Genomic DNA, 24339 nt, shown 5'->3' with positions numbered 1-24339 from the left:
GCACGCGTCCGATCACGCCGCAGCCGCGGCGTGGACGCAGTGTCCCAACCTCTTTCGTCAAAGCGGCTTCGCCTATCGCCCCCGGGCCGGCGAAGCCTGCTCGCCCCTCATCTCACGCCGAAGCGACCATCTTCTTCAGCTTCAGCGCGAGCCCCATATCGCCATCGACTTTCAGCTTTCCGGCGAAGAACAAATCGCGGCTGTCCACCTCTCCCTCGGCCATGCGGACGAAATCGGTGGCGGCGACGCGGATCGTGCAATCGGCCTCGCTTTCCCCTTCGCGCACGCCGGGATCATCCGCTGTGAGATTGAGCACAAAAGTGCAGGCGCCCTCGCCCTTCAGCACGAATTTATAGCGGGCGCCCAGAGAGCTCGCCTTGTCTCTGTGCGTGTCGATCATCTGGGCGGCCCGATCCAATATGTCTTTCACCGTGGGCATGCGCCCTCCTCGAATTCTCACGCGTAAAAATTGCTGCTCGGAGCCGTTTGAAAAAGCGGGACTTCGAAAAGCCGACGCCCGCTTTTTGACTCCCCGCTCACGCAGGCTCGGCCTGAAATTCATCGATCTGCGCGAGCAGCTGCTCGTCCGGTCCGGGAAAGGCCGTCGGCTGCTCCCCCTTCTCGATACGAGACATTTCCCGCGTATAGAGCTTCCTCAGCAAAATGATTGCCGCGTCGGAGGCGCCGAGCCGATTTTTCGAGCGATCGGGAATGATTCCTTGGCCCACGAGGACGATTCCGTCCTCGATGAGCAGGAGATCCGGCCGCGATTCTATGTCTTCCCAGCGCTTCTCGCCGGAGAGCACGGATTGGATCACCTGCTCGACGGGCGGCAAGGAGGAGGCGACATAGCGCATGCCCGAGCGCACGCCCTCGGCGACGTCGCGTCCATCCTCCGGCGACAAATGCGCCGCGACGAGGAGGAAGAACATTTTGTGGCTGACGTCATCGACCGGCACATTCCACAAGAAGCTCTTGAATCCGCGCAGCATGCCGGCGCCGGAGGTGAAATAGAGCATGTTCGGCATGAAGAGCGCGAGCTTGCGCAAATAGCCGTTGGGAAAGGATGTGTATTGCATGAGGCCGTATTCGGTCTCGAGCGCCGTGGCGGCGGGAATCTGCCCGGCGTTGGCGGCGTCCTGATAAATGCCCTCGGCATGCACCCAGCGCTGGTGCACATCGTCGACCGTGTTCTCGAGATCGTGGAAATAGTTCCACTTGCGCAATTCGACGACGTGGAAATAGCCGCATTGCTCGAGCGAGGGCCAACGCGGGAGCGGCGGCGTCGGCGCGGGGCCGAGATAGACCCAGATCAGGCCGAAATATTCCTCCACCGGATAGCTGCGCACGCGCACCTTTGCCGCGAAGCTCTTGGGCTCGAAGGGCTGCTCGACGCATTGGCCGGTCGGGTCGATCTTCCAGCCGTGATAGCGGCAGCGAATGCTGTCGCCCTCCACCTTGCCGACCGACATCACGAGCCCGCGATGCGGGCAACGTCCGTCGATGATGCGCGCCACCTTGTCCTCACCCCGATAGAGGGTGAGCTCCTCGCCCAGAATTTTCAGAGGCTTCGGATGCGCGACCGGAAGCTCTTCGGAGACGAAGGCCGGCTGCCAATAGCGCCGCAGCAATTCGCCAGCCGGAAGCCCGGGGCCCGTGTGCTCGAAGTCGACATGCGTCGATCCGCTCATTCTACATCTTCCCAGCGATCGTTTTCGACAAAAAAGCTCGGCGTCTTTCGACGCGAAATAATCTCGTCGCGCATCTGCGCGAAACGCCGAAGTAGCACGGAGGCTATCCGGCGTTCCCTTCGGCGCCGACCGTAACGAACGACCAATAGGTCGTCCTATCGACGTTCGCAACCCATGGATGGCGTTGCATCCCTTTGGACTGTAGCGTAAAAAGCAAAGGCGGCCAAGCGCGGCGGCGGCGCGCTGCGATGCGAAATATTGCTCTTACAATCAAAAGCGCGGGTGGTTTCATTGCGCGACCTGTCGGATTCTATCGAGACGTCTTCTATGTCTACTTCCATAGCAGGCGCCGCCGAAATGCGGTGTGCGCTGCATCACATCGCGATCACGCGCGGCGCCGCATGAACGAGCCGACCCTCGCCTCGCTCGATTGGCTCAAGCGTATGTCCGCAGACGATCACTCTTTAGTGACAATGATCTGCTTCCCGCCCGCGGGCGGCGGCATGACGGGCTTTTGGCCCTGGATCGCGCCATTGCGCGGCCGCGCAAATCTCTACGCCGCCTCGCTGCCGGGTCGTGAGCAGCGGCTGCGCGAGGAGCCGGCGCGCGCGCTGGACGCTCTCGCGGCGCCGCTCGCCGAGGCGGTCGCGGCGTTCGCCGATCGGCCGCTGCTGATTTTCGGACACAGCTTCGGCGCGCTGCTCGCTTACGAGATCGTCCAGCGCCTGCTGGCGGAGCGCCGCGCGGCGCCGGAGCGCCTGCGCTTCCTCGCCTCGGGCCGCGTCCCGCCGCATCTGCCCTCGCGGGCGGAGCGCGTGTCGCATCTTCCGCCGCGCGACGTCGTGTTTCGCGTCGCGAAGCTGCACGGCAATATTCCAGTGGCTCTGCTCGAGCAGCCCGATTATGTCGAGATGATCGGTCGCGCGCTGCAGGCCGATCTCTTCATCAACGAGACGTATGACTGGACCGAGCGTCCGCCGCTCTCCTGCCCGCTGACGGTCGTAGGCGGCGATGGCGATCCGCTCGTGTCGGCGGCCGAACTCGACGCCTGGGAGCAGCATGCCGGCGGCGGCTTCGAGCGGCGCCTCGTCGCGGGCGATCACTTCTATTTTCGCCCGGCGGCCGGACAGCGGGCGCTGATGGAGATCGTCACGGCCTGCTGCGAGACGCTCGCGGCCACGACGCAATAAAAGCGCGAGACCCGAAATGAGCGAGCTCGAGTTCAAGAAAAAAGCGATCGTCGCTCTGGAGACTTTGCGTCGCCGCGTGGCCGAGCTCGAAGGCGCGACGCGCGAGCCCATCGCGATCATCGGCTATGAGGCGCGCTTTCCCGGCGGCGCGGACGCCGAAGCCTTTTGGGAGCTGCTGCGGGATGGGCGCGAAGGCGTCGGCGAGGCGCCGCTCTCCCGTTGGGACGCCGCAGCCGTCTATGACGCCAACCCCGACGCGCCGGGAAAAACAGTGACGCGCCGCGCCGGACTCTTGGACAGCATCGACGATTTCGACGCGCAATTCTTCGGCGTCGCGCCGCGCGAGGCGTCCTGCATGGACCCACAGCACCGTCTGCTGCTGGAGACGAGCTGGCGCGCGCTGGAACATGCGGGCGTCGCCGCCTCGGAGCTGGAGGGCGCGCGCGCCGGCGTCTGGATGGGCGTCAGCACGCATGAATATCTCGGCCTGCTCATCGACAATATGACGCCCGAGGCCATAGACGCCTATTACGCGACAGGGACATCGCCCGCGGCCGGCGTCGGACGCATCAGCTATCGGCTCGGGCTCGAGGGTCCGGCGGTGACGGTCGACACGGCTTGCAGCTCCTCGCTGGTGGCGATCCATCAAGCCTGCCAGGCGCTGCGATTGCGCGAATGCGATCTCGCGCTCGCCGGCGGCGTCAACGCCATTCTCACGCCGGCGCTGATGATCAGCATGTCGCGTGCGCGCATGCTGGCGCCGGACGGCAAGTGCAAGACTTTCGACGCCGGCGCCGACGGCTATGTGCGCGGCGAAGGCTGCGGCGTCATCGTGCTCAAGCGCCTCAGCGACGCGCTGCGCGACGGCGACCGCATCCGCGCCGTGCTGCGCGGCGGCGCCGTCAATCAGGACGGCTCCTCGGGCGGCCTCACCGTGCCGAGCGGCCGCGCGCAGCAGCGCGTCATCCGCGCGGCGCTGGATCAGGCCGGGCTCACGCCCGCCGATGTCGATTATCTCGAGGCGCATGGCACCGGCACATCGCTCGGCGATCCGATCGAGGCGCAGGCCGCCGCCGCCGCGCTCGGCCCCGGCCGCGCGCCGGACAGGCCGCTGCTCATCGGCTCGGTGAAGACGAATATCGGCCATCTCGAAGCGGCCGCCGGCGTCGCCGGCGTCATCAAGGTGACGCAGGCGCTGGAGAACGAGCTGCTGCCCGAGCATCTGCATTTTCGCACGCCCTCTCCGCTTATTCCGTGGAAGCGGTTGCCGCTGAAGGTCGTTGCGGAGGCGCGCCCCTGGCCGCGCTCCGAGCGCAAGCGGCGCGCCAGCGTCAGCTCCTTCGGCTTTTCCGGCACCAACGCCCATGTGATCCTCGAGGAGGCGCCGGCGCGCCCCGAAATCGCGCGTGAGGCGGCTTCGCCTCGGGCCGAACGCCCCTGGCATATGTTGCCCTTGTCGGCGCGCAGCGTTCCGGCGCTGAAGGCGCTGGCGCGGTCCTATGTCCAGCGCGTCGAGACGCTGCCCTCGGCGAGCGCATTCGCCGACGTCTGCCATTCGGCAGGCGTCTGCCGCTCGCATCTCGAGCATCGCGCAGCGATCGTCGCTGAGGACGGCGCCGAGGCCGCGCGTCTGTTGGAGGCGTTCGCCGACGGGCGGGCTTCTGCGGGAGCCTACGCCGGCTTTGCCGCCGATCCGCCGAAGACCGCCTGGCTCTTCACTGGACAAGGCGGCCAATATTCGGGCATGGGCCGCGCGCTCTATGAGACGCAGCCGCTCTTCAAGGAGACGCTCGACCAATGCGCGGCGGCGATCGCCGATATTCTGCCGCGCCCGCTGCTCGACGTGATGTTCGCCGAGGACGGCGCCGTCAATCACACTTCTTATGCACAACCGGCGCTATTCGCGCTGGAGATGGGCCTCGCAAATCTGTGGCGAAGCTGGGGCGCTGCGCCGGATGTGGTTCTGGGCCATAGCGTCGGCCAATACGCGGCCGCCTGCGTGGCCGGCGTCTTCACGCTCGAGGATGGCGCGCGTCTGCTCGCCGAGCGCGGGAGATTATTCGGCGCCTTGCCGGCGGGCGGGCTGATGGCGGCGATCTTCGCCGACGCCGCCGCCGTCGAGGCGCGGCTCGCCTCTTTCCCGCATGTTTCGATCGCGGCCTATAATGGCGCGCATATCGTCGTCAGCGGTCCGCGGCAGGATGTGCGCGCGCTGGCGGAAATATTTCGTGGCGAAGGCGGCCGCACGGAAGAGCTCGAGACCTCGCACGCCTTTCATTCCGAGCTGCTGGAGCCGGCGCTCGACGCCTTCGAGCGTTTCGCCGGAGAGACGCCTTTCGAGGCGCCGACGCGCACGCTGATCTGCAATCGCACGGGCAAGCCGCTCGCCGCGCCGGCGCGATTGGACGCCCAATATTGGCGGCGCCATTCGCGCGAGCCGGTGCGCTTCGCGCAGAGCGCGCAGACGCTCAGCGAGCTGGGTTGCCGCGTTTTGCTCGAGGTCGGTCCGCAGCCGGTGCTCGCCGCAATGGCGCTGCGCGCCTGGCCGGAGGGGCGGCCGACGCCGCAGGCGGTCGCCTCGCTGCGCCGCGACGTCTCGGATGCGCGCCAGATAGAGGAAGCGCTCGGCCAGCTCTATGCGGCCGGCGCGCGCATCGACTTTCTCGCCGTCGATGCGCCGTGGCGGCGCAGCAAGGTCGATCTTCCCAAATATCCGTTTCAGCGAAAGCGCTTCTGGTTCCAGTCCGTGCGGCGGGACGCGCATTCCTTCACCGGCTCCGGCGAGAAAGCTTCTTCCGCGGATGTTTCTTCCGCGGATGCGTCGTCCGCAGAGGCTCCCTCCGCGGATTCCTGGCTCGTCGAGGCGCCGCAAGAGGAGCGGCGCGGTCTCGTGGTCGCGCGTCTGAAGGCGGAGATCGGCCATGCGCTGCATATGAGCGCCGAGGATGTCGATCCGCATGCGGGCTTCGCCGCGCTCGGCATGGATTCGCTGACTGCAATGGAGCTGCGCGGCCGCTTGCAGGCGGCGCTCGGCGCGGCCATTCCGGTGGCGCTCTTCATCGAGAGTCCCGATGTCGCCACGCTCGCGACGCGCCTCCTCGATTGGTGGGAAGAGCAGCGTGGCGCCGCCGCCAAGCGCCAGCCGCCGATGACGCGACGCCCGCGCGACGGCTCGCCTCTGCCGCTCTCCTTCAATCAGGAGGCGCTGTGGTTCCTGCATGAGCTGGCGCCGGGCTCGAGCGCCTATAATATCGCCGCCGCCGTGCGTATTCGCGGCGCGCTCGACGCCGCTGTGATGCAGCGCAGCCTCGACGCCATCGTCGCGCGGCACGAGTCGTTGCGCACGTCGTTTCGCAGCGAGCGCGGCGTCGCGCAGCCGCAGATCGTCGCATCGCTGCATGTTCCGCTGCCCGTCGAGACCGTGCGCGACGAGGAGGAGGCCGCCGAATGGGCGCGGCGCGAGGCCGGCGCGCCATTCGATCTCGCCCAGCCGCCTTTGTTTCGTGCGCGTCTTCTGCGCTTCGACGAGACGCATCATATTCTGCTGGTGACGATGCATCACATCATCACCGACGGCTGGTCCTTCGCCGTGCTGCTACGAGAGCTTTCCGCCATCTATCGCGCATTCGAGACGGGCGAGCCCTGGCCGCTTCCCGAATTGCCGATTCAATATGCCGATTACGCCGCTTGGCAGCGCGACTGGCTCGCCGGCGAGACTCTTGGAGAGCTGCTCGAATTTTGGAAGGCGGAGCTGTCCGGCGTCGCGCCGTTGGCGCTGCCGACCGACAGGCCGCCGCCGCGCACGCCGAGCTTTCGCGGCCGCCGCCTTCGCTTCGCGCTCGGCGCCGAGCGCGCAAGGGCGCTGCGCGCTCTGGCGCAGGCGGAGGGCGTGACCTTGTTCTCGCCGCTGCTCGCCGCGCTCGCCGCCGTGCTGCAACGTCACGGCGGCCAGGACGAATTCATCGTTGGCGCGATGAGCGCCAATCGCGGCCGGCTCGAGATCGAAGGATTGATCGGCCTTTTCGTCAACGCGCTGCCGGTGCGCGTCGTCCTCGACGGCGACCCCGATATGCGCACGCTGATCGCCCGCCTCGGCGCGCGCGTTCAAGCTGCGATGGCGCATCAGGACGCGCCCTTCGATCATGTGGTCAACGCTGTCGAGCGGGAGCGCGACGGCTCGCGCAATCCGCTCTATCGCGTGCAATTGCTGCTGCAGGGCGGGCTGCAGCCGCCCGCAGTGCCCGGCCTCGAGATCGACGTGCAGGAGATCGACACGCAGACGGCCAAGCGCGATCTCACCTTCACCATCTTCGACGACGCTGCGATGGCCGGCCATGTCGAATATTCGACCGATCTCTTCGACGCGCCGCGCATAGAGCGGCTGCTGCGGCATTTCCTCGCCGCGCTCGACGGCGTTCTCGCAGATCCGTCGCGGCGCCTTTCCACGCTGCCGCTGCTGACGCCGGAAGAGCGCGCCGCGAGCCGCGCGCCCACGGAGGCTCCGCCGCCAGGCCCGCTCACTGTGGCGGAGCTGCTCGAATCCGTCGCCGCCGCGCGCGCCGATCATATCGCTTGCGAGGATGGCGAGCGCCGCCTCACTTACGCCGAGCTGCAATTCGCCGCGCGGCGCCTCGCGCGCTGGCTGCGTGCGAAGGGAATTCGCCCCGGCGATGCGGTCGCCATGCGCACGGGGCGCAAGGTCGATATGATCGTCGGATTGCTCGGCGCGATGAAGGCGGGCGCCGTCTATGTCCCGATCGACGAATCCTATCCGCGGGAACGCATCGCCCATATGCTCGCCGAGGCGAATGTCGCGCTCGACATCTCTGCGCCTTTCGACGCCGATGTCGCGCGCCAGTCGGACGCGCCGCTCGAGACTTTGGCCGCGCCTTCGGACCCCGCCTATATCGTCTTCACCTCGGGCTCGACGGGTCGGCCCAAAGGCGTGATGATATCGCATGGCGCCGTCGCCGAATATGCGCAGACTCTTCGCGCGGAGCTGGGAATCGTCGCATCCGACGCCTTTCTGCATACGGCGTCGAGCGCATTCTCCTCCTCCATGCGGCAGATATTGGCGCCGCTCGCCGCCGGCGCGCGCATCGTCATCGCCAGCGACGACGAGCGGCGCGATCCCTTCGCTCTGCTGGAGCGCGTGCGCGCGTCAAAGGCGACGATCATCGATCTGGTGCCCTCTGTTCTGAGGCAGGTCGCCGATGCGCTCGCGAGCCTGCCGGAGACCGCGCGCGCAACGCTGCTCGATAATGAGCTGCGCTTGCAGCTCACCGCGAGCGAGCCGTTGCGCCAGTCGCTCGTGCGCGATTGGCGCGCCTTCGTCGGCGACGAATTGCGCTGGGTCAATCAATATGGCCAGACCGAGACGGCCGGAATCGTCAGCCTGCATGAGGTGGGGCCGGGCGCGGGCGCCGATGCGCAGGCGATCGTGCCGATCGGACGGAAGCGCGCCAATGTGCGGCTGGTCGTGCTCGATGCGCAGAAGCGGATTACGCCGATCGGCGTTCCCGGACAATTGCACATCGGCGGGCCATGCCTCGCGCTGCGTTATCTCGGCGATGCGGCACTGACGCAAGAGCGTTTTTTCGACTTCGACGATGGCGAGACCACACAGCGCATCTATGCGACCGGCGACATTGTGCGGCGGGAGGAGGATGGCGTTCTCGCCTATATCGGCCGCGACGACCAGCAGGTGAAGATTCGCGGCGTCCGCATCGAGCCCGGCGAGATCGAGCGCGCATTGCTCGACCATCCGCGCATGCGCGCGGCGGCGGTCACGCCTTATGACATGGACGGCGAGGCGCGGCTCGCGGCCTATATGACCTTCGACGGGCCGGCGCCGAATGCGCAGGCGCTGCGCAATCATCTACGCCGTCTTCTGCCCGAACATATGATTCCGTCCGCCTTCGTGACGCTCGACAAAATGCCGCTGACGGCGAATGGCAAGCTCGATCGCGCCGCCTTGCCGCCGCCGCCGCGCGACGCAGCGCGCGACACGGCTTTCGTCGCGCCGCGGACCGAGGACGAGGAACGCCTCGCCGAGATCTGGCGCGACCTGCTGAAGCTCGAGCGCGTCGGCGCCGATGACAGCTTCTTTCTGCTCGGCGGTCATTCCATTCTGGCGGCGCAATTGCGCGCGCGCATTCATCAGAGCCTCGGCGTGGAGCTGCCGCTCGGCGCCATTTTCGAGGATCAGACTCTCGCCGCGCTCGCCGCCCGGCTCGACGGCGCGCGGCGCGGCGCCGCCGTCGCTCTGCCGGAATTCGTCGCAGCGCCCGCAGGCGCCGTCGCGCCGGCCTCGCTCGCCCAGCTCGGCGCCCTCGCGGCGGAGCAGGCGTCTCCCGGCGCGCCAGGGCATTGGATCGATGTCGGCGTGCGCATTCTCGGCCCGCTCGACGAAGCGCGACAGATCGAGAGCATAAGGGAAGCCTTCCGTCGTCACGCCATTCTGCGCACCATCCTCGAGCACATGGCCGATGGCGGCGTGCTGCAGCGGATCGTCGACGCGCCGCCCGAGGTGACGCTGCTCGATCCCGAGGACGCGCCCGATCCTTTGGAGCCTACAAGCGCAGATGACAGCCGGCCCGCGATCCGCGTCTCGCTGCAGCGGATCGCCGATGGCGAGCGGCTGCTGCGGCTGCGCTGTCATCGCTCGCTGGCCGATGGCGCCACTGTCCGTATGCTGCTCGGCGAGATCGGCACGCTCTACGCCAATGGGCTCGAGGGCATGGAGCTGTTTCCGCTTCTCGATCGCTCGCTCTCCTACGTCGATTACGCGCTGTGGGAGCGGCAATGGCTGACGCCGGAGCTGCGCAGCGGCCAGACCGCCTATTTCCGGCGGCTGTTCGCGAGCGGCCTGCCCGCGCCGATCCGGTGCGATCTGCCCCGCGCGGAAGGCGCCCTCGTGCCCCAAGGCGGCGTCTTCCGTTTCGATTTTCCGCAGGCGGCCGTCGACGCCGCCGAGGCGCTCGCGGCGAAAGAGCGGGCCACTCTCGCCATGACCTTGACCGCGGCCTTTGCCGGCGCTCTCGCGGAGCGCGCCTCGGATGATGCGCTCGCGCTGACAATTCCGGTCTCGCTGCGCCATCATGCGGCGACGCATCGCATGCTTGGACCCTTCATGAACGCTCTGCCGCTGCGCTTAGAGCGGCCCGGCGACGCGCTGGACGAGCTGCTGCCGCGTGTGCGCGAGGCGACGCTCGGGGCTCTCGCCAATCAGAACGCGCCGTGGCGCGACATCTTATCGGCGCTGCGCGAGGACCACGGCCCGGACGCCGAGCGGCTCGGCGATGTGGCGCTGGTGATCGAGGACGCGCCGCCGCAGAATGTCCAATTCTCAGGGCTGACGTTGTCGCGCGCTTTCGCGGACCGTGTCGCGGTGCGCCGCCCGCTCACCCTCTCCGTCTCCTTGGACGACGGCGAGATCAAGGGCAGCCTCATCTATGCGACGAGCCTGTTCGAGCGCGACACGATCGAGCGGCTCGCCGAGCGCGTCATTCACGCGCTCGCGCCGGGCTGACAAGCGCGCCGCCGGACCGTTCATGCGCAAGAATATTCGAATGCGCCATCTCGGACCCCCACGGCGACAAGCGCCAATTCCTGCTTGGCCAGCGCTTTTTTCAAGAACTCGCGGGATAGAGCCGGCAATAGCGTGTTGGTGACGATATTATCGATCATCCGCCCGCCCGAGTCGGGATCGCGGCATTGCTCGACAATGTGGTCCACCACTGTATCGTCATAGGTGAAGGCCGCGCGATAGCCCTCCGTCACCCGCTTGCCGATGCGATCCAATTGCAAGCGCGCGATTCCGGCGAGCATTTGCCGAGAGAGCGGGAAGTAAGGCACGGTCACGATGCGGCCGAGCAGCGGCGGCGGAAACACGCGCAGCAGCTCCGGCTGCAGCGCCTGCGCGAGCCCATCCGCATCATTGGCGAAGGCGGGATCGGCGCCGAGCCGCATCAGCAGATCGGTTCCGACATTGGACGTCAGAATGATGAGAGTGTTCCGAAAATCGATGCGCCGACCCGCGCCGTCCTCCATCTGGCCCTTGTCGAAGACTTGAAAGAAAATCTCGTGAACGTCGGGATGCGCTTTCTCGATCTCGTCGAGCAGAATGACGCTATAGGGCTTGCGGCGCACGGCTTCCGTCAGGCGACCGCCTTCGCCGAAGCCCACATAGCCGGGAGGCGCCCCTTTGAGCGTCGCCACGCTATGCGGTTCTTGAAATTCCGACATGTTGATGGCGATGACATTCTGCTCGCCGCCATAGAGCGCCTCCGCGAGCGCGAGCGCGGTCTCCGTCTTGCCGACGCCCGACGGACCGACGAGCATGAACACGCCGATCGGCTTATCGGGATTGTCCAATCGCGCACGGCTCGTTTCGATGCGCTTTGCGATCGACCGCAGACCGTGCGTCTGTCCGACGACGCGCTTGTTCAAAATATCTGTCAAATGAAGGACCGTCTCAATCTCATCCGTCACCATGCGTCCGACGGGAACGCCGGTCCAATCCGACACGACAGAGGCGACGCATTGCTCGTCGACATGCGCGTAGATCATGCGCCCCTCTGGACTCGTCGTCTCCAGCGCCTCCGCCTTGGCGTCGATCTGCTCGCGCAGAGCTCGCCGATGCGCGGGATCGGCGGAGGCCGCCTCCTCCCGCAATCGGCGAATATCGTCGATGAGGCCACGTTCGCGCGTCCAACGCAATTCGAGCTCGGCGAGCTTTTCCTGCGCGGACGATATCTCCCCTTCCACTTCATGCAGGCGGCGCTCGTCCAGCGCCTCGATGTCACTATTGATCATGATCGCCGCACGCTCGCTCTCCAAGGCTGCGATCATGGCGCGCGCATCTTCTATGTGCGCAGGCATCGCATTCTGCGAGATCGCCGCGCGCGCGCAGGCCGTGTCGAGAAGGCTGACGGCCTTGTCGGGAAGCTTGCGCGCCGGAATGTAGCGCTGCGACAGCTTGGTCGCCGCTCTGATCGCATTCTCGGAGACGCGGACATTGTGGTGCCGCTCCATCGGCTTCACCATGGCGCGCAGCATCTCGATACAGCGCTCGACGGAAGGCTCGTCGACATCGACCGGCTGAAAGCGTCGAGACAGCGCCGGATCCTTTTCGATATGGCGCCGATATTCCGCAAAGGTCGTCGCAGCGAGCATGCGCAAGGCGCCGCGCGCCAGCGCCGGCTTCAGCAGATCGGCGGCGTCGCCGACGCCATTTTGGCCGCCGGCGCCGATCAGCGTATGCGCCTCGTCGATGAACAGGATCACCGGCGTCGGCGAAGATTGCGCCTCGTCGATGACGGACCGAAGCCGCTGCTCGAACTCTCCCTTCATCGCGGCGCCGGCTTGCAGAAGGCCGATATCGAGCGACAGCAGGCGAATGTCGCGCAGGGCCGGAGGCACGACGCCGGCGACGATGCGTTGTGCAAATCCTTCCGCGATCGCCGTCTTGCCGACGCCCGCCTCGCCGACCAGAATAGGATTGTTCTGCCTACGTCGCATGAGCACGTCGATGACCTGACGAATTTCGTCGTCGCGTCCGAGCACAGGATCGAGCTCGCCGCTGCGGGCCCTTTCCGTCAGGTCCTGAGCGAAGCGATCGAGCGCCGTATGTGCGCCCTTTGCCTCGCGCGCGCCTTTGGCGACAGGCCCGGCGCCGTCCAGCGGCCGAAGATTCTCCTCTTGCGATCCGGCCCAAATCCTATTGGCCTCCTGCATCAGAGCCTCGTCTCCGATCTTGTCGAACTCCCTCGACAGCGACCGCAGAGCGCGGCGAAGCTCCGGCGTCTTCAAAAGCGCCGTCAGTAGATGGCCGCTTCGAATTTGAGTCTCACCGAAGAGCAGAGTGGCGAAGTGCCAGCCGCGATCCAGCGCGTCGATAACATTGTTGGCGACGCCCGGCATTTGTGTCTCGTCGATGCGAAACGAGCCGATGACGCGTTCCAGATCGCTCGACAGCCTGGTCCGGTCCAGCGCGAAGCGGTCGACCGTGAGATCGAAATCGCTTCCTTCGCTCTGCAGAAGATGCAACAGCCAATGCGCGAGCTCCACATTGCGATGCCCGGCCTGCTTCGCCTGTCGTAAGGAGCGCATGAATGCGTCATAGCCGACGCGATTGAGCTTGCCGGTCACGGTCTCCAGGCTGATCTCTGTCATTTCCACCCCTCCTTCAAATCAACGAGTCCGCCGCTTCGCGGCGCGCGCTTAGCCGGATTGAAATGGGCGTCGCAGCGTCGCTCGGCAGTCGTGCGGTTCGGCGCAATCCAGCTGGTCCAGCCGAGTTCCCCCGCACGCCCGAGCGCAATCGGAGTCGTCTGTGTCGCCGGAAGAGAAATTTCGACGTCCCATTCCATTTCCTCGCCGATATAAAAGAAAAGGAGGTCACTCAGTCTGTGGCAATCCTCACCTCCCGGCAGAAAGTCGCGATAGCGATTCATATCTTCAACGAAAATTCGAATTCGGAATTTGTGATCGAGCTCGAAGGATGACGCGCCGAGCATTACATCGCCGCCCAAGCTACAGCTCTTGCGTCCGAGCCTGCTGCGTTCGCTTTCCTCGATCGTGAGCCAGCCGCCGACGAGCTGCTCGATCTCGACGTCCACCGCGAACAATCCGCGAATGGCGCCCGCGAGCCGTTCGCCGGATTTCGTCCGCGAGCCCAGAAGACCGGCATAGGCGGAGATGCCTTTCGGCGTCGCGGCGAGCTCGCGAAAGGGCCGCGTTCCGACGCCGATGGTCGAATTCACATAATCGCGGAAGCGATCGCAATCTGGTCGATCGTGCTGAACAATGGCCCGAGAATCGGCCCAGGCGCGATAGAAGAGCTGCAGGAAGCGATTGTTGAAAATATCCAAGAAGTGCGGGAAAGACGGGTCCCGCTGCAATGACCAGCCATGCGCCTCCTCTGTGACGGAAAGAGGCAATGCGCCCTGTGGGCCGAGCATGCCGAGGAATTTGAGCACGATGTGCAGCCGCTCGCTGCGCTCCGTCGCCTCCCGCTCTCCGTCCGCGTTCGGCGCGCGTTCCCGCCATTCGACGCGCGCGACATTCGAGCCGGGAAAGCTCATCCATGGATCCTGCCCGAACGACAGCGCGACCGCCTTGCCGTCGATTTCGATCGTCTCTTCCCTGCGAGACGCGCTGTCGCCGATCCGCGGCCTGGCCTCCGCTTCACCCGACGCTTCTCCGAGCGAGCGTTCGATACGACGCATCATCTCGAAGAAATCGACTCGCCAGGGCTCGGCTTCCAAATACTCCAGATAGGTCACGCCAGCCTCCGCGAGCCGATTCGCGCCGGCCAACGCTTGATCTCGCCGCGCTCGCTGGTCTGCATCACCAGCTGCGTGAAGCTGTTCATTCCTGCATAGGCCGGGAAAAATCGATCCAGCACGGCGCCGAGCAGAAATGCGCCCGATCCTTCGAACGCCTTGTCGTCGACTGTGACCGTGATCTCGATCCCGAGCGCTGTCCCGACGCCTCTGGCGCGACGCAAGCGGCGCACGATCTGCCGGCTCTCCACGGATCGGATTCCACGCAGCCGCTTCTCGATCGAGCTGTCCGCGGCGTCGGCGAATGTCGCGAGCATTTCTCGAAGCGCCGACGCATTCTTGCCGCCGCCATGTGCGGTGACGCCCAGATAGTTGAGGCTGAGCATGTTCAAGAGACGCCATGCGACGACGCCGGCGTAAGCCGATTCGGTGCGGCTCTTGACCTGCGAAACGATCGCATCACGCGGCGCGGTCGGCCCGGCGACGCATGCGACGTCGAGCGACATGTCGTCCGATAGGCGAAAATCTGTCTTGCCGGTCCCGACCGGCAGATGCTCGGGAAGATGCCGGTTCGAGCATAAGGCGCGAATGCCGAGCTCAGCGATTTCGCCTCCCGTGGTGAGCGAGGCGGGCTCGTTGATGGAGATAAATACGTCGGAGCCCGTGTAATTGGACGCCACGCCGCGTCGTTTCTCGTCTTCCGACCGCCGCCGCGGGCGTCTTCGTATCGTGTAGCTCGGATCGGACGTCGACGCGTCGTCGGCCGTCGCGGCGTAGAGCGGACGCACCCGCCGCTTCTCTCCTCCGCCCGACATATAGGCGAAGACATCGAGGATTCGATAGGGCTCGAAGTCGAGCGGCTTGCTTCGGTCCGGCAGGATCTGATGCTCATGCTGATTTGTGCGAATGCGGATTCGATCCGTCGTCATCTCGAACAGATTGACTGCAGGCGCGCTGAATAGCGAAAACATCTGCGCACGCACTGCGGCGGCCAGCTGCGGATTGACCTCATCGAAGCCGAAGATCACGCTGATCGAGCTCGCCGCCATTCGCGTCATCCCGCGTCGCAGACCGCGAAGATCAAATCCCAGGAACTTTTGCGGAAAGGCGAAATATTCGCGCAGCAGCTCGAATCCGCGGAAAATTCGATCATCCGATGGGATCAGCTCCTCATCGTCGTCGAAGCCGATGTCGCCGACGGCCTCGCGCCCTAGCGACATTACGATCGGCTCGCCGGTGTCATCGAGGCAGCGAAGCCATACGCCGGTGCAATGCGCGAACATCTGCTCATAAAGGCCGACCGATTCGGCCTCCGCGCCGCAGAAATGAATTGGCAAATGTTCCACCAGACACGACGAAAACATGTCTTGGGAGGCTCTGTCGCCGTCGCGGGTGGCGGCGGCCGAACGCATGTTCAAGGTCAGCTTCATTCCGGCGACAGTTTCCGGTCCGGGCTTCACGCCGAGCGCGACCAGCGGCGCCGCTGATTGGCAATACTCCGCGTCGCTGATATCGAATGGCCAGAGTTCGACAGGCGCTGTGAGCTTGTATCGGCAAGAGACTTCTCGGTCGCGCTCGATATGAGCGGCGTCCACATTGGTCCCACGCGCGATCACACGCCCCTCTTTCAGAGCGGGGTCGCCGAAAGGCGGACAAATCTGCGCAAGGAAGATGGACGGCGTGGGCGCCAAAAAATTCGGAACCAGCTGCTCCAAGAGATTGCCGATAAATTCGGGAAACTCGTGCTTCAACTTCAGCTGAACGCGCGCGGCGAGAAACGCCGAGCCCTCGAACAGGCCCGCGATCGATGGATCCATGGATTCGCGGGTGAGGCCGCCGAGGCGCGACGCGACGCCCGGGTATTCTTCCGCAAAATCTCGACCATGTTCGTACAGGATATGGAGTTCACGATCGTAGAGATCGAGGAATTCGCGGTTCATAGCGTCACCTCTGCTGAATTTGGATCTTGCCGGTCGTGACTTCGACATCGGCGATGAATTCCATGGGAAGCGGCAGCGGATTGCTCGCGAGCTCTGCATGAACGACGTAGCGAATCGTGAGTTCGGCGGGATCGACGCGTCGATCTCGCGTCACTTGCAGCGTCGCGGCGATCAGCCGCGGCTCGTAGCTGCGCAAGGTCCTTTCGATCTCCGATTCGAGACCCGAGCGCTCCAGCTCGTCTATCGTCCGCCGCGCGATGCTGGGAAAGCCGTAATTCAAGACCGAGCGTCGAGCCCGCGGAAACCGCTCGAGATCGATCGTCGAATCGACTGCGACGCAATTGAGCAGGGCTTCGACGTGCTGGGCGACTTCGTCCTTGAGGGCCGATTCGGTGATTGCGACCCGGCGCCCGCCGCGTGAGGTCGTCGGCGTAGGCCGCCACGCGCCGACGGCGGGATTGGTCCGCATATCTTTCGCCGCATGCGCGGCCCGAAAGCAATGCATCAATGAAGACTCGACCCTGTTTCGCAGCGATTCCGCCATGTCCGTCTCCCTCAGTCATTGCTCGCAATATCGTCGGCGAAGGAAACGGCGCCGTCTTTCAGACCCCTGTCGTCTTGGGCCTCATATTCGACCTCGAGACGGCGATAGCTGATCTCGAATTCCTCCTTCGGCAGCGCCGCGAATTCGTCGGCGGCGTCCTCGCCGCAAATCTTGTAGGAGACGAAATACGCATCCTTGAGAACGAGCGTGTAATAGACGAGGGGCTCGCCGCCTCCCTTCGTCAGGCTGAGCGTCGCCTTACGCACCTTGGTGTTCTGCGCGAGCATCTGCTGTATGGTGACGCTCGCTCGATCGACGACCTTGCGGAAGCGCACATTCGAATAGCTCCTTCGCTTATGGCCGGGCTCGCCTTGGAAATGATTGGCGGCCGTCGCATATTCGAAGCCGAGGATTTCTATGAGATCGTCCTTTCCGCCGCGCCTGGCTTCGCCACGAACGCTGTCGATCTGCAATGTGTAATTGGTCGAGCTCATGGAAATGCTCCGCGGCGATTTTCGATTTCGTCGTCGCCGCTGCGCGAGGCTGATCGCGCAGCGGCTCGTCGCATGGTCGTCGGTCAGCTTGCCTTGCCTTGCAGCGCCTTGAGGTCCCAAGCGAACTGGCCGCCCTTGACCTTCTTTCCGTCGCCGTCCTGCTCATTGTAGGAGAGGTCGAACTTCGCGAAGGTGAGGCCGAGCGCCTCCATTCCTTCGCCGGTAGTGAGGCCGGAAGGAACAACGCTGGTGATGAAGCACTGCTCCATCACGATCGTGATATAGTCCAGCGGCTCCTTGTCGCCGGAGGATTTGAAAAGCTTCACCTGCACCTTCGGAATATGCTTGCCGACCGCGCAGAAGTGCATGAGGCCGGGAGAGGATTTGTCGTAGCGCTTGACGAAGGAGATGGCGCCGAAGTCGGCCTTGCCGACGCCAGAGCCGCCGCCATAGCTGGAACTCGAATGATTGTGCATGTTGAAGTTCACATCGAGGATATCGATCCATTCGCCCTTCGGGCTCAGCTCGGCGTATTCGGCCTTCGACTCGCCCTTGATGCCGGAAATGTGGAGAAAAGCATTTGAAGACATATGGAGTTCCTTTCGGTTTTGCTTAGCTGGGTCTCGTCGATCTCGACGATGGCTCTACATTGAAGAAAATGCGCTTTGGATGATGTGGCGGAAGCCACAATGCGTGCGCGCGTCTTACTTGCCAGTCGGCAAGCGTGAAACGAGGCGAAGGCCGATATCCATGCCTTCGAGCTGATAATGCGGGCGCAGCTCGAATGTGGCGGAGTAATAGCCGGGGTTTTCCTCATTCGGCACGATCGAGATCGATGCGCCGGCGAGAGGACGGCGCGCCTTCACGTCCTCGGTCGAATTGGTCGGATCGCCGTCGACATAGTCTTGGATCCAATTGTGCAGCCAGCGCTCGAGCTGCTCCTTCTCGCGATATGAGCCGATCTTGTCGCGCACCATGCATTTCAGATAATGCGCAAAGCGGCTCACCGCGAACATGTAGGGAAGGCGAGAGGCGAGATTGCTCGATGCGGTCGCCTCTGGATCATTCTGATAGGCCTTCGGCTTGAACAGAGACTGTGCGCCGATGAAGGCCGCGCGATCGGTGTTCTTGCGGTGGATCAACGGAATGAGGCCGGACTTCGCGAGCTCGGCTTCACGGCGGTCGCTGATCGCGATTTCCGTAGGGCATTTCAAATCGACCCCGCCATCGTCGGTCGGAAATGTGTGGGTAGGGAGATTTTCGACTTCGCCACCGGATTCGACGCCGCGAATGCGCGTGCACCAGCCATATTCCTTGAAGGCGCGATTGATATTCGACGCCATCGCATAGGCGGCGTTCATCCACGCATAGTTTTCGCCCGAATGTCCGTCGGTCTCCTCCTCGAATGCGAATTGCGGCACAGGCTCGGATTTCGCGCCATAGGGCTGGCGCGCGAGCACGCGGGGCAGGCAGAGGCCGATGTATTTTGCGTCGTCCGAATCGCGCAAGCCTTTCCATGCGGCATATTCGGGCGTGTCGAAGACCTTGGAGAGATCGCGCGGGTTGGACAGCTCGGTCCAGCTGTCCATGCCCATCAGCGTCGGGTCGGCGGCCGCAATGAAGGGCGCATGCGCGGAAGCGGCGATCTTCGAAAGATCGCGGAGCAGCTGCACGTCGGTCGCGCGGTGCGAGAAATAATAGTCGCCGATAAGACAGCCATAAGGACGGCCGCCGAGCTGCCCATATTCCTCCTCGTAGACTTTCTTGAAGAGCGGGCTCTGGTCCCAGGCGGCGGCTGGATATTGGCGAAGATGGCGATAGAGCTCCTCCTTCGACGCATTGATCACGCGAATCTTCAACGTGGCGTCGGTCTCCGAATGATAGACGAGGTGATGCAGGCCGCGCCAGGCGGATTCGAGCTTCTGAAATTCCGGGTCGTGCAAGACCGCGTTGATCTGCGAGGTGAGCTTTTCGTCGATCGCGGCGATGATTCCTTCGATCGTCTCGACGACATCGTCCTTGATGACGGCCGTGTCGGCGAGCGCTTCTTTGATCAGCGTCGAGACGGCATTCTGGACTTCGGTCTCGGCGCGTTCCGTGCGCGGCTTGAAGCTCTGCTTGAGCACCTCGGAAAAATCGTCGGCGATGACGATTTGGGAGGGCTCGGAGTGGTGAAGAATTTCCTGTTCCTGGGACATGTGATCCTCGTTTCGTGCGGAAATCTGGTTGTGGAAATCTAGTCGGCGAATTGGATCACGCGCGGCTATCGCGCAGATCGGCCATCAGCTTCTGGTCTTTGAGCAGCTTGCGCAGCTGCTCCTCGGCGGCGGCCTTTCCGTCCATGTAGCGCAGCAGATTGGCGAGCTGGGTGCGCGCCTCGAGCAGCTTCTCGAGTGCGGGCGTCTGCGCGGCGATGGACGCCGGATTGAAGTCGGCCATCGTCTCGAAGCGAAGGTTGACGGCGAGCTTTTCGCCCGGCTCGTCGCCGAGCTTGTTGTCGACCCGCAATGAGAGGCCGGGCGCCACGGCGGCCATGCGCTGGTCGAAATTGTCCATGTCGAATTCGAGGAATTTTCGCTGCGTCATGTCGTCCTTCGGCGTGCTCGGCGCATTGCCGGAGAGATCGGCCATCACCCCCATCACGAAAGGCAGCTCGATTTTCTCTTCGGAATTCGTGGGATTGGCGTAGGTGATCTGCACCCGCGGCGGGCGATTGCGGCTGATGAACTTCTGTCCGCTATTGCTTTGTCTGGTCATTTTTCGGTCCTCGCGTTGGTGCGATGTTCGCGGCTGCGCGCATCGACCCGGTGATTCCGGGGCTTTCAGGACGGAGCGTTTGTCGTCGTCGCGGCTTCACGTCGGCCGGCGATTTGTCCTGAGCGCAAAATGCGGGAAGGGAGCGCTTTTGGCGGTGACTAAAGTCACAAGGCGAGCTTTGGCGCTCCGCGAGTTCTGCGCGGCCTCTATTCGGCGTTGCGGTCATTGAGCGCGCGTTCTCTCAGCAGCTCGCCGAGAAGGCTGAGGAAGTCCTTTTCCGCGAGCTTTTTCGCGCTGGCGATCAGCCAGGGGATAGGGCTCGAAGGCTCTGCGATCTGGAAATAGCGCGACGTCTCGTCGAGCAGCTGCATCGCTTCGGCGCGCGTCGCCGCGTGGAATATCGGTTCGGGCGGGATGTGAGGCGAGGGCGTGAAGGGAGGATCTGCTTCATAGTGCTTGTCGGTCCCGGGTTCACTCTCGTCGTCGCAATGCGGATCGCTATGTTCCTCGTCTTCTTCGTTTGTCGGTATGTGCGGCGCGGCGTCGATCTCGGAGTCGGAATCTTCGCAATATCCTTCGGCGGGTGGGGTGACTCGGGTCAAAAGATCGAGCGGCAGCGCGAAGAATTTCTGGTCGCCGATTTCATATTCGGCGTCGGAAGCATGCCGGGGCACGAGAGATTCGAGCACTTCGGCGAGAGATTTGCCCTGTATGTCGCGGGCCTTGGCGACCAGCGGCAGCACCGGACTGGAAGGCTCGTGTCGTCGAAAATAATCCATAGCGGCGTCGAGAGCGCGGCGCGCATGCGTAGGAGCGCCGATGCGGCAGTCGGCGCGATGTCGAGGGTCGTGCGGCGCGTCGGCGCTATGGGCGTCGTCTTTCGGCGCGTCGCCGGCCGCCTCCGCGAGCAAGGCGCGCATTCCAGCGACGGTCGCGTGGATTTTGTCGAGTCGCGGGGTCTTGTCGAAGCCGCACATTCGGCCGAAGCAGCCGTTGATCGTCTCCAGCGCGTCGGCGAGGCGGTCGATGAGGCGCCGTTTGGCGATGAGACGTTCATTTTCGCAATCTCGGAAGGCCTGCGAGATGGATAGCGATGAGAGAATGGGCTCGCCTTCCCTGGGCTTGGCTTCGCCGATCGCGCACATTTGGGCGCGATAATGGATCACGCCGAAGCGGCGGTCCTCGCAGAGCGGCATGTATTGGAGCGGAAAGAGGACGGTCGACTCGTTCAACGGTCCGAGGGCGGCGGCGCGAAGCGCGAACGAGCCGTTCTCGGCGCAAGGGTGAGTCTCTTCCCAATAGGCGCCGAGCAATTCGGCGATGGCGTGGACGGCGCCGACGAACTGCTCATAGTCGCGGCGCAGAATGGCGAAGCGCGCGGCGAGGCAGAATAGGCGTATGTCGCGCGTTCGATGCATGAGAGCGTCGATCTGATCGAAATGCGCGAGCATTGCCGGTTGTGAGGCGTCGAAAGCTTCGCCGTCACGGAAATATTCTGTCGGAAGCAATCCCTCGGCGACGGCGACGAAGTTCAAATAGTCGTCGTCTCCTTCTAGGTCGAGATCGGGGCCGCATGGGGCTTCCGGCGACAGTGGCGCGATCGCCGCGGCGAAGTCGATTTTGGTCATGTTTCCGCTCACTCTATGCTCGCGTTGTCTCTCGCTTCTTTTTCATGCGCCGATGGCGCGCGCGATGTGGCCTATGCCACAGCCCAGAATCCTCGGGGGTGGGTAGCTTGCGTCGAGGAAGCGCGCCGGCGTGAACGCTGGCGGCAAGGAGTGGATCGCAATGGACAGTCGTCTCGATCAGCAGAAGCGTCTCGCCGCTTTCAAGTCGCCGTTCGGCGACGGGGCTTTGGTCGTCGAGAGCTTCGAAGGGACAGAGGGGCTGAGCGAGCTTTTCGAGTTTCGCGTGCTCGCGCTCTCTCGGGAGCCGACGATCGATTTCGACCAGGCGCTCGGGCGCTCGTGCAGCGTCGGCCTGCGTGCGAGCCAGGGTGGAGCGCGGCATTTCAGCGGGATCGCGACCGAGGCCGAGGCGATCGGGCGGCGCGGCGATCTGTTCGCCTATCGTTTCGTGCTGCGGCCGTCGCTGTGGCTGCTGACACGTACGAGCAATTGCGCGATTTGGCATCGAAAGACCGCGATCGAGATCATCGAGGATGTGCTACGCAAGCGCGAGATCGACTTTCGCAAGGCTCTGTCGGGCGATTTTCCGCGCCTCGATTATTGTGTGCAATATAGGGAGAGCGACTTCGCTTTCGTGTCGCGGCTCATGGAGCAGCATGGCGTCTATTATTTCTTCGAGCATGACGAGGATGGAGCAAAGCTCGTGCTCGCCGATTCGGCGTCTTCCCATCGCAAGCTGTCGAGCGCGTCGACGATCGAATATGCGAGCAAAGAGTTCGGCTCCATTCATGCGAAGGCGCGACGTCTCTATGGATGGTCGTCCAATCGCAAGCTGCAGACCGGCAAGGTGACGCTGCGCGATTATAATTTTGTGGCGCCGAACGCCGATATGTCCGGCGAGGCGAACGCCACCGAGCGCTACGACAAGTCGACGCTCGAATATTACGACTATCCCGGAAAATACGAGCAGCGCGACATCGGCAAGCATTATGCTCGAATAAGGCTGGAGGCTGCGCAGGCGGCCGATTATCGGCGCTTCGCGGATGGCGATGCGGCGGATTTTTTTCCCGGCGCCCTCGTGAGCGTGACGTGGCATCCGACAGATGAAGAGAACAAGGAATATTTGATCGCGCGCTGCGCGCATCGCTTTGTAGCGGAAGCCTATCGTTCCGGCGCGCGCGGATGCGCGGCCCTATCAGGGCTCTTATGAGCTGCATCCGAGCGATCGGCCTTTTCGTGCGCCGCTGGCGACGCCGAAGCCGATGATTCACGGTCCGCAGACGGCCAAGGTCGTTGCGCGCAAAGGCAAGGAAAGCGAGGAGATCGACGTCGATGACGATGGCTATGGCCGCGTCATGGTGCGCTTTTATTGGGATCGCGACGATCTGCGCTCCTGCTGGGTGCGCGTCGCGCAAATGTGGGCGGGCGCGAAATGGGGCGGGCAATTTATTCCGCGGGTCGGAATGGAGGTCGTCGTCGAATTTCTCGAGGGCGATCCAGATCGGCCGTTGATCGTCGGGGCCGTGTACAACGGGGACAATGGGCTTCCTTACGATCTCCCCGGGAATAAGACGCAGTCGGGCGTGAAGTCGAACAGCTCGGCCGGTGGGAGCGGGTATAATGAGCTGATGTTCGAGGATGCGAAGCTGGCGGAGAAGATCCGGCTGCACGCGGAGCGCGATCTCGAATCTGTGATCGAGCATGGGGAGACGCGGGAGATCGGCGCGCGTTTCGAGACGCCGGTCGGGCAATCGTCGCGCAAGACGACGATCAAGATGGGGGACGATGAGCTCGATGTCATGAGCGGCGATCGCAAGGTCACGATCGCGAGCGAGGACAAGCTCACTGTCGGCATGAGTCGCGAGGCGACGATCGCGTTGAGCGACAAGACGACAGTGGGCGCCAATCAGAGTGTGAACGTCGGCGGCGAGCAGACGACGCAGGCGGGGGGCGCGATCACGATCGAAGCGGGTGGCGAGGTCACGATCATGGCTGGGGCGACGATCACGCTGGTCGCGGGCGTGTCGATCGTTCTGGAAGCTGGCGGTGCGACTTTCACCGTTGGGCCCGGCGTTATCAACGCCGTGGGTCCAATGCAGGTTCCCGGGCCTTTGACGGCGGTCGGCGTCGTGGCGCCGGTCGCTTGAGGGAGGCGCGAGATGACCCGGGAAAGATTCGGCGCCGCATATGATCTGTTTGCGGCTTACCCGGCCGCGGCGCGTGAGATCGGCGTGGCGCCGACAAGCGAGGCGCCGCTCGAATTTCTCGCGAGGCTGCGACGCGCTCGGCAAATTCGGGAAGCGGTGGCGTTTTGCGCCTATTGGCTCGAGCGTCGTAGAGCGGTGTGGTGGGCGTGCCAGAATTTGCGCGCCGCCCAGTCGGCGGCCGCCGCGCTCGATTCCCATGCGCTCGATGCGGCGGAGGCCTGGGTTCGCCAGCCGGAGGAGCGGTTGCGCGCGCAGGCGTTCGATGTCGCGCGCCGCGCCGTACGGCCGACGCCTGCGACGAGCGTCGCTTATGCGGCCGCTTATTGCGGTCCGAGCCTCTGGCTGCCTTCGAGCGGTCGTTTGGAGGCGGTCGCGTTCGTCGTCGATCCGGGACTGACGGCGGGCTGCGTTCGCGGCGCCTTGATGATGGCGGCGGGCCGTCTCGCGCCGTCGGCGCGGGAGGAGGCTCTGCATCATTGGCTGGAAGAGGCTCTGCGCCTCGCGCAGATCGCTCGATAGGAGCGCAGGCGACAGCGCGCGCGGAAGTCGACTGCGGCATGCGGAGCGCTGTGGGTTTTCTCACCGAGACCGCGCTTCTGC

The 24339-nt window shown here is 64.2% G+C and carries 16 protein-coding genes; 5 read left to right on the top strand and 11 right to left on the bottom strand.

The annotated features are described in order from the left end of the window. Window positions 1-112: 112 nt before the first annotated feature. Together METLW4_RS25760 and METLW4_RS0121760 are read right to left on the bottom strand one after the other, a co-directional pair. On the bottom strand, window positions 113-439 hold the full coding sequence (locus METLW4_RS25760) for an SCP2 sterol-binding domain-containing protein (RefSeq protein WP_018268354.1): 327 nt from the start codon (window positions 437-439) through the stop codon (window positions 113-115). Window positions 440-536: 97 nt separating this feature from the next. After that, complete coding sequence (locus METLW4_RS0121760) at window positions 537-1691, bottom strand: Rieske 2Fe-2S domain-containing protein (protein WP_018268353.1); 1155 nt, start codon at window positions 1689-1691, stop codon at window positions 537-539. 401 nt (window positions 1692-2092) lie between these two features. Here METLW4_RS0121760 and METLW4_RS25755 point away from each other — a divergent pair, with 401 nt between their 5' ends. Continuing rightward, window positions 2093-2881 carry a thioesterase II family protein gene (locus tag METLW4_RS25755; RefSeq protein WP_018268352.1) on the top strand — a complete coding sequence of 263 codons (789 nt, stop codon included), beginning with the start codon at window positions 2093-2095 and terminating at the stop codon, window positions 2879-2881. A gap of 16 nt (window positions 2882-2897) precedes the next feature. Beyond that, a complete protein-coding gene (locus tag METLW4_RS27190; protein WP_026191724.1) occupies window positions 2898-10412 on the top strand; it encodes a hybrid non-ribosomal peptide synthetase/type I polyketide synthase in 7515 nt (2504 codons plus the stop codon). Window positions 10413-10432: 20 nt separating this feature from the next. Here the strand turns inward: METLW4_RS27190 and tssH are convergent, their stop codons facing one another. From tssH to METLW4_RS0121705, 9 genes are all read right to left on the bottom strand, one after another. Continuing rightward, window positions 10433-13057: a type VI secretion system ATPase TssH gene (gene tssH / locus METLW4_RS0121745; protein ID WP_018268351.1), complete on the bottom strand. Its 2625-nt coding sequence runs from the start codon at window positions 13055-13057 to the stop codon at window positions 10433-10435. Beyond that, the gene (tssG, locus tag METLW4_RS25745; RefSeq protein ID WP_245258519.1) at window positions 13054-14169 is read right to left on the bottom strand and encodes a type VI secretion system baseplate subunit TssG; all 1116 of its coding nucleotides are present in this window, start codon (window positions 14167-14169) and stop codon (window positions 13054-13056) included. Before tssG ends, tssH begins: the two co-directional genes overlap by 4 nt. Next, a complete protein-coding gene (gene tssF / locus METLW4_RS0121735) occupies window positions 14166-16109 on the bottom strand; it encodes a type VI secretion system baseplate subunit TssF (RefSeq protein ID WP_018268349.1) in 1944 nt (647 codons plus the stop codon). The genes tssG and tssF overlap by 4 nt, the downstream gene beginning before the upstream one ends. Window positions 16110-16113: 4 nt before the next feature. Then, window positions 16114-16578, bottom strand: a complete 465-nt coding sequence (gene tssE / locus METLW4_RS0121730) for a type VI secretion system baseplate subunit TssE (protein WP_157235576.1) — start codon at window positions 16576-16578, stop codon at window positions 16114-16116. 86 nt (window positions 16579-16664) lie between these two features. Next, entirely contained in the window at window positions 16665-17147 is a 483-nt protein-coding gene (locus METLW4_RS0121725; RefSeq protein ID WP_018268347.1) for a type VI secretion system tube protein Hcp, read from the bottom strand. An 83-nt stretch (window positions 17148-17230) separates the two neighbouring features. After that, window positions 17231-17737, bottom strand: a complete 507-nt coding sequence (locus tag METLW4_RS0121720; RefSeq protein ID WP_018268346.1) for an Hcp family type VI secretion system effector — start codon at window positions 17735-17737, stop codon at window positions 17231-17233. A gap of 114 nt (window positions 17738-17851) precedes the next feature. After that, complete coding sequence (gene tssC / locus METLW4_RS0121715) at window positions 17852-19345, bottom strand: type VI secretion system contractile sheath large subunit (protein WP_018268345.1); 1494 nt, start codon at window positions 19343-19345, stop codon at window positions 17852-17854. 55 nt (window positions 19346-19400) lie between these two features. Then, on the bottom strand, window positions 19401-19904 hold the full coding sequence (gene tssB, locus METLW4_RS0121710) for a type VI secretion system contractile sheath small subunit (RefSeq protein ID WP_018268344.1): 504 nt from the start codon (window positions 19902-19904) through the stop codon (window positions 19401-19403). 206 nt (window positions 19905-20110) lie between these two features. Continuing rightward, window positions 20111-21532, bottom strand: a complete 1422-nt coding sequence (locus METLW4_RS0121705) for a type VI secretion system protein TssA (protein WP_018268343.1) — start codon at window positions 21530-21532, stop codon at window positions 20111-20113. Between the two features lie 160 nt (window positions 21533-21692). Here METLW4_RS0121705 and METLW4_RS28800 point away from each other — a divergent pair, with 160 nt between their 5' ends. The 3 genes from METLW4_RS28800 to METLW4_RS25730 are packed head-to-tail and all read left to right on the top strand — an operon-like array spanning window position 21693 to window position 24258. Next, window positions 21693-22742, top strand: a complete 1050-nt coding sequence (locus METLW4_RS28800; RefSeq protein ID WP_018268342.1) for a type VI secretion system Vgr family protein — start codon at window positions 21693-21695, stop codon at window positions 22740-22742. Then, entirely contained in the window at window positions 22696-23679 is a 984-nt protein-coding gene (locus METLW4_RS28795; RefSeq protein WP_083919355.1) for a type VI secretion system tip protein TssI/VgrG, read from the top strand. Before METLW4_RS28800 ends, METLW4_RS28795 begins: the two co-directional genes overlap by 47 nt. Window positions 23680-23691: 12 nt before the next feature. Beyond that, window positions 23692-24258 carry a DUF6931 family protein gene (locus METLW4_RS25730; RefSeq protein ID WP_018268340.1) on the top strand — a complete coding sequence of 189 codons (567 nt, stop codon included), beginning with the start codon at window positions 23692-23694 and terminating at the stop codon, window positions 24256-24258. Window positions 24259-24339: the final 81 nt, after the last annotated feature.

Origin of the sequence: Methylosinus sp. LW4, assembly GCF_000379125.1 — a bacterium.
Classification (GTDB): Bacteria; Pseudomonadota; Alphaproteobacteria; order Rhizobiales; family Beijerinckiaceae; genus Methylosinus.
Note: the sequence above shows the minus strand (reverse complement) of the source record. Positions and strands in the feature narration are given on the sequence as shown.

Excerpts from the sequence above, each read along its gene's own strand:
- METLW4_RS28800 (WP_018268342.1), top strand. The coding sequence starts at position 21,693 with ATGGACAGTCGTCTCGATCAGCAGAAGCGTCTCGCCGCTTTCAAGTCG.
- METLW4_RS0121725 (WP_018268347.1), bottom strand. The coding sequence starts at position 17,147 with ATGAGCTCGACCAATTACACATTGCAGATCGACAGCGTTCGTGGCGAA.
- tssB (WP_018268344.1), bottom strand. The coding sequence starts at position 19,904 with ATGACCAGACAAAGCAATAGCGGACAGAAGTTCATCAGCCGCAATCGC.
- tssC (WP_018268345.1), bottom strand. The coding sequence starts at position 19,345 with ATGTCCCAGGAACAGGAAATTCTTCACCACTCCGAGCCCTCCCAAATC.
- METLW4_RS27190 (WP_026191724.1), top strand. The coding sequence starts at position 2,898 with ATGAGCGAGCTCGAGTTCAAGAAAAAAGCGATCGTCGCTCTGGAGACT.
- METLW4_RS25760 (WP_018268354.1), bottom strand. The coding sequence starts at position 439 with ATGCCCACGGTGAAAGACATATTGGATCGGGCCGCCCAGATGATCGAC.
- METLW4_RS25730 (WP_018268340.1), top strand. The coding sequence starts at position 23,692 with ATGACCCGGGAAAGATTCGGCGCCGCATATGATCTGTTTGCGGCTTAC.
- METLW4_RS0121720 (WP_018268346.1), bottom strand. The coding sequence starts at position 17,737 with ATGTCTTCAAATGCTTTTCTCCACATTTCCGGCATCAAGGGCGAGTCG.
- tssH (WP_018268351.1), bottom strand. The coding sequence starts at position 13,057 with ATGACAGAGATCAGCCTGGAGACCGTGACCGGCAAGCTCAATCGCGTC.
- tssF (WP_018268349.1), bottom strand. The coding sequence starts at position 16,109 with ATGAACCGCGAATTCCTCGATCTCTACGATCGTGAACTCCATATCCTG.
- METLW4_RS25755 (WP_018268352.1), top strand. The coding sequence starts at position 2,093 with ATGAACGAGCCGACCCTCGCCTCGCTCGATTGGCTCAAGCGTATGTCC.
- METLW4_RS0121705 (WP_018268343.1), bottom strand. The coding sequence starts at position 21,532 with ATGACCAAAATCGACTTCGCCGCGGCGATCGCGCCACTGTCGCCGGAA.
- METLW4_RS0121760 (WP_018268353.1), bottom strand. The coding sequence starts at position 1,691 with ATGAGCGGATCGACGCATGTCGACTTCGAGCACACGGGCCCCGGGCTT.
- tssE (WP_157235576.1), bottom strand. The coding sequence starts at position 16,578 with ATGCGGACCAATCCCGCCGTCGGCGCGTGGCGGCCTACGCCGACGACC.